A 1,629-nucleotide genomic window follows, 5' to 3' on the forward strand; every position below is an offset into this window, starting at 1 on the left:
TCCGACCTGACCATGCCCAGTCTGGCCGCGCTGGCCGGCCGGCTGCCCGTGGAATTCGGCGTGCTGCTCATGCGGGACGCCGCGTCCGCGGATCCGGATATCGTCGACAGCGAGGCCTTTCAGGTCTGGGCCTGCGCCAACAGCGACGTCCTGGTCACGGCATGAGTCCGGCCCGCGAAAAAATGGTCAAGGCCAGGGCGGACTTGGTACTGGAGCATCCGTTCTTCGCCACCCTGGCCCTGCGCCTCGACCTTCGGGAAGATCGATCCTGCGCCACGGTCTGGTCCGACGGTTCAGTCCTGGCCTACAACCCGGACTACATCGAGACCCAGCCCCCGGCCGCGGTCAAGGGCATGCAGTGCCACGAGGTCTTGCACCTGGCCTGCTCCCACCACACTCGCCGGAACGGACGCGAGGCAGGCCTGTGGAACAGGGCCTGCGATTACGCCATAAATCCCATCCTTCTCGAAGCCGGCGTCAAACTGCCCCCCGGCTATCTGGACGATCCGGTCCATCACGGACGGAGCGCCGACGCCATCTACGAGGACCTGCTCCGAGATCTGGACACCGGCCGAGGCGGGGCTGAAAACGGGGCCGAACAGGATGCCGTGCCGGACGGAGACATGGAATCGGCCTCGGCAGGCGTCCCCGGCCTGGGCGGCCGGGACCAATCCGGAACGTCCGGAAGGGCGGACAAGCAGGGCCCGGGCCTGCGTCAGGCTTCGGGCGGCGGTGGTGAATGGGCAGGGCCCGGAGACAATGCCGACCCGGGGATGAGCGGGGAGGTGCGTGACGCATCCAGGCAGTCCCGTGGCCATGAAGGAGATCAGGAAGGGGCCGATCAGGACGATCAATGGCGTATGGCCATGGCCCTGGCCTCGCGTGTGGCCCGCGAGGCCGGGAACATGCCCGGCGGCCTTGAGCGGCTGGTTGAATCCATGCTCGCCCCCCGCCTGGGCTGGAGGGATCTGCTGCGCCGCTTCGTGACCAGCGCGGCCCGCGACGATTTTTCCTGGGTCCGCCCCAATCGGCGCCAAATCCATGCCGGCCTGTACCTCCCCGGACTGGACAGTCTGAAGCTGGCTCCCCTGGCCGTGGTCGTGGATGTGTCCGGCAGCGTGGAACAGACCCTGCTCGATATCTTCTGCGCCGAAATCTCGGCCGTGTTGGAAGAATTCGACACCGATCTGGAATTGCTGACCTGCGACATGTCCCTGACCTCCCGCCGGACCCTCGGTCGCCTGGATCTGCCCCTGGCCATCCGGGCCAAGGGCGGTGGAGGCACGGATTTCCGTCCGCCTTTCAAAATCCTGGACAGGGACGGCGTCAGCCCTGCCTGTCTAGTCTATTTCACGGACATGCAATGCTCGAGCTATCCCGAGGAACCGGACTATCCCGTTCTCTGGGTCAACCCTGGGGAAACCCGGGTGCATCCTCCCTTTGGAGAGATCGTCACCATGGAGCGCCCATGAACATCGAATGGAATATCGTCAAGAAACGAGGCAACCTCCGGCCGATCCTGGACTATGTCGCCCGGCTGAACGAGTTCGAGCGCAGCCTGTGCCTGCCCTGCGTGCGCATTGAAAGCACCATCCCAAAACCCCCGGAATCGACTTGGTCTCATTGCTG

General features: G+C 65.3%; 1 protein-coding gene. It reads left to right on the forward strand.

Annotation, left to right across the window (positions count from 1 at the left end):
• Positions 1-161: 161 nt before the first annotated feature.
• Complete coding sequence (locus EOM25_14750; GenBank protein ID NCC26436.1) at positions 162-1,472, forward strand: hypothetical protein; 1,311 nt, start codon at positions 162-164, stop codon at positions 1,470-1,472.
• Positions 1,473-1,629 lie beyond the last annotated feature (157 nt).

It is taken from the genome of Deltaproteobacteria bacterium (assembly GCA_009929795.1).
Classification (GTDB): domain Bacteria; phylum Desulfobacterota; class Desulfovibrionia; order Desulfovibrionales; family Desulfomicrobiaceae; genus RZZR01.